Here is a 3,626-nt window from a genome sequence, read left to right as displayed (position 1 = left end):
TGAAAACCTTGGTCGCTGATGCCAATAATCATAAGCACCGTCAGACATAAGAGAGAATAACAAGGTTCCATCTTCAATATATTCATCTATTGATGTAATTGTTATTTCGTAGTCCAGCTCAATTTGAGGTGATATCGCTTTTGTTATAATGCTGGATAACCTTTCTTTTCGCTCATTTATTTTCTTAATTGGCTGCTCACCTTCATCTATCATCTCTTGATATCGAGTATGGTCTTTTGTTAACTGCTTGAGTTTTCTTCCTTTCTTAACATAGACTCTGCAATCTCCGGTGTGACCAATTATAATTTCTTTTTTTGTTACCTGAACAATTGTTAATGTTGTCGCAGATCTGGCAAGGTTGCTATCAGTAGCCGACAAAATATCAATATCATTTTTTGCTAGAAGAAGTGCTGCCTCGATTGAAAAAGAATCTTCTTTTATCAATTTTTCAATCGATTTAATAGCGCATTTTGAAGCATTACTTGCGCCGTCGGTAGAGCCAACACCATCAGCAATAGCAAATACAAGATTGTATTGATTGTCATAAGTAGGCTGCAATAAAAAATCTTCATTTTCATACTTCATTGGCTTTGGATAGCTAAAGCTACTTGCCTCTAATATCTGAATCATTTAATTGCACTCCATTTTTGTTACAGCCTTACCGAAAGCATCCATTAGATCATCGATACTATTATATCGGTCTTCCTGAAAATACGTTATACATTTTTCACAGACTTGTTTAATTTGATCGGGAGCATTTCTTCCACCATATATATCATATATGACCTGACCAATTGAATAAATATCACTTTGAACAGTGAATGGCACCCTATTATCTGCAACCTCTTTGTCCAAGTACCTACCAGTGCCCATGCCGCCGATTCTAATATCCGTTTGAAGAGTCGCTCTATCCTCGTCAAGATCTTTAACTAGACCAAAATCAGAAATCTTAAAGGTGAAGTCGGGATAAAACAATATGTTGGCAGGTTTTATATCTCTATGTAGGTAGTTATTGTCATGTATAACTTTTACTGCATTGAGGATGTCAAACACTGCTTTTTGCTTTTGATGTTCATCCATACCGCTAGAGATCATATCCTCTAAATTGCTCTTAGCTAGCTTCATAAAAAAAGAGGGCGGATTATTATCTAGCTCGAGATGTATTATAGGGGCTATATGTTGTGGATGCTTTTGGCTTAGCTCACATTGAATTCTTGCCTCTAGTGAGAACCTTTCTTCTAATGCAGCTATCTCCTTTAATTCAGTATTATTATTATTATCTGATGGAGAAAATACTTTCCTAGCACAAAGTCTTGTCAATGGAGATTCATCTCCGTAGGCAAAAACCTTATGAACCATACCAAAGCCGCCAGCCCCCAGCTTATTTAGAACTAATATTCTGTAGCCATCTAATTCATTCGTAATATTATTTTTCATTATCAAAACAACTTCTATTTAGCATCAATCACAAAGATAGCAATCTCACGGATCTCCTCAGCAATATTGATGCGCTATCAGGGTTGAGTGGTACTAAAAATGTACCTTCTGGTTCTATACTGATTTTGATTGTCGCCATATGTTTACTTTTGCAGTAAGCCACTACAAAGTTATCATTACTTTAATCGCCTTCTGGACCGACTAAAATCAGCATCCTCTCTAAGAATGAGTGCCAGTTCATTGTGGGACTGTAATTGAGTAACAATTTAAAGTCCTCTTCAACATAGAGGGTTATATTCGTAGATTTTAATCTACTTGACGATTACTTCTGCTTGCTTCTAGCAGTTCTTCATGTCGTTGCTTTTCGAGCTTTTCCCTTTCCATTCTAGAAAGCATCATTGATACAACAATCGACATGCCTAGTGCCACGACAAATCCAGCTATACCAAATAGAAACGAGAGGATAGCTACAATTCCAAGCATCACGAATGCGAGAAGAATTTTTACTACGTTCATTACTGCTCCTTAAAAGAGTTTGAGTTTAGCGTCGATCACAACACCGATAATCTTACAGTTGCCATTGATTGGCAGAATCGGAAACGCTGGATTAAGAGCCTTTAAATACTTCTGGCCACTATCGATAATGAATTTTTTGAAAGTAGCTTCGTTTACGTCAGTGAGTTTTGCAACCACCAGCTTACCGTTCTCTGCGTCGACTTCAGTGTCCACCAGCACCATAGTCCCCTCAGGGAAGCTCACTCCTGTTGGTGATGTCATTGAATCACCTTGAACAGTCAACCAGAAGCATCGTTCACTGCAACGCTCTGTTGTAGGGTACCACTCGCTGATTTCTTCTATTGAATAGGGCTCGATGGCTTCGTGCCATTGCCCTGCTTGAACTGAACTAAGGACTGGGAAGGACTTTTGGTAGGTAGGTTGTATATCGAGCTTCGTTACATTGGCAATGCTGTCATCTGGGTAGTCAATAAAACCCTCCGAATCAAGCGTCATATGAGTTAAGCCAACACACTTCATAATAGCAGCAACGTTCTCGATACTTGGCTCTCTGTTTTTGCTGAGCCAATGAGCTATCGCACTCTGAGATACTCCCATCATTTCTGCAAGAGCGTTCTGAGTGATTCCAACTTCTTTCATCCTAGCTTTTACTAGGTCATTCCAATTCATTTTCATAGTTAAAGATTATTACTCATTGTAATAACTAGATAAATATCCATATCGTAATATTTGTTGTTTAAATAAATTCCATAATGTAATATTTGTTCTTGTTAAGGGGGCATTATGTCGAATTTAAAAGCTATTCGTGGTGAGCTAGGAGTTACACAACAAGCTCTTGCAAAAAAGGTAGGCGTATCCCAAAGCGCTGTTAATCATTATGAAAATGGGAATAGAACGGTTGATACCGTCCTTGGTTGGCGAATTGTGAACGCTTTGAATTCATTGGGGGCTGATTGCAAGTTCGAAGATGTATTCCCTGATCCGCAAGAAGATTGTGGAACAGAAGGGCAAGAAGTTAAACCACCAATCAAAGGAGCAAATGGTGAATAAGAAAGAGATGGTGAATAAAACCATTGCAGGCGTCACTGGTGGTAAAGAGGCGGTTGCTGCAGTTCTTGGTATGTCGATCGATAGTTTTAACAATCACCTATACGAGAAGAAGGGTTCTCGCTTTTTTAGTGTTGATGAGCTGGTGGAAATGGCGGAGCTAACCAACACCCCATATGTAGCAGAGTACTTTGCTAACCGTGTTAATTGCATGGTGGTAGAGCAACCTGATGTCGCTGAACTGGATACCGTGGATATGTTCGATTGCCATTTACACCTTAATGCTGTGAAAGGGCTTTTGGATAAAACCATTGAAGAAGCGAAAGCGGATGGTGTGTTTGATGCTCGCGAACGTGCGCTCATCGCTCAATTAAAAGCGGAATATCACGCGACTTTCGAAGCTTTCATGTTGAAGCTCGATGCGTTGTATGCGGAGGTTGTATGAAAACAGAAATATTTTGGCAAACCGTTTCACAGATGGCAGACATCACCTGCAGCTCGGCAAAGCTAATGGTGGCGCAAGGCCAATCTTCAGAAGCTTACGAACGTGAACAAATCCAACTGTTGAAAGCAAAGTGCGAACGTCGATTACGAGTAATAGATGAGGAAGTGGCTTTAAACCGCGG

The 3,626-nt window shown here is 39.5% G+C and carries 7 protein-coding genes; 3 read left to right on the top strand and 4 right to left on the bottom strand.

Going from position 1 to position 3,626, the window contains the following annotated elements; all coding sequences use genetic code 11:
* The 4 genes from IQR33_RS15215 to IQR33_RS15200 form a co-directional block, all read right to left on the bottom strand.
* Positions 1-630 (bottom strand): PP2C family protein-serine/threonine phosphatase (locus tag IQR33_RS15215; RefSeq protein WP_193843803.1); only part of this gene is annotated, 630 nt, incomplete at its 3' end.
* Positions 631-1,437: a protein kinase family protein gene (locus IQR33_RS15210; protein ID WP_193843802.1), complete on the bottom strand. Its 807-nt coding sequence runs from the start codon at positions 1,435-1,437 to the stop codon at positions 631-633. It lies immediately after the preceding gene.
* Between the two features lie 306 nt (positions 1,438-1,743).
* Positions 1,744-1,953 carry a hypothetical protein gene (locus IQR33_RS15205; protein WP_193843801.1) on the bottom strand — a complete coding sequence of 70 codons (210 nt, stop codon included), beginning with the start codon at positions 1,951-1,953 and terminating at the stop codon, positions 1,744-1,746.
* 9 nt (positions 1,954-1,962) lie between these two features.
* Positions 1,963-2,628, bottom strand: a complete 666-nt coding sequence (locus IQR33_RS15200; protein ID WP_193843800.1) for a LexA family protein — start codon at positions 2,626-2,628, stop codon at positions 1,963-1,965.
* 108 nt (positions 2,629-2,736) lie between these two features.
* On the opposite strand from IQR33_RS15200, the gene IQR33_RS15195 reads away from it, so the two are divergent.
* The 3 genes from IQR33_RS15195 to IQR33_RS15185 form a co-directional block, all read left to right on the top strand.
* Complete coding sequence (locus tag IQR33_RS15195) at positions 2,737-3,003, top strand: helix-turn-helix transcriptional regulator (RefSeq protein WP_172563578.1); 267 nt, start codon at positions 2,737-2,739, stop codon at positions 3,001-3,003.
* On the top strand, positions 2,993-3,445 hold the full coding sequence (locus tag IQR33_RS15190; protein WP_025501770.1) for a YmfL family putative regulatory protein: 453 nt from the start codon (positions 2,993-2,995) through the stop codon (positions 3,443-3,445). Before IQR33_RS15195 ends, IQR33_RS15190 begins: the two co-directional genes overlap by 11 nt.
* Positions 3,442-3,626, top strand: a 185-nt coding sequence (locus IQR33_RS15185; protein WP_193843799.1) for a hypothetical protein, incomplete at its 3' end; no start/stop codon positions are given. The genes IQR33_RS15190 and IQR33_RS15185, both read left to right, overlap by 4 nt.

Source organism: Vibrio sp. OPT46 (assembly GCF_015163535.1).
In the GTDB taxonomy this organism is placed as follows: domain Bacteria; phylum Pseudomonadota; class Gammaproteobacteria; order Enterobacterales; family Vibrionaceae; genus Vibrio; species Vibrio alginolyticus.
This window is presented reverse-complemented; position numbering and strand designations above follow the sequence as displayed.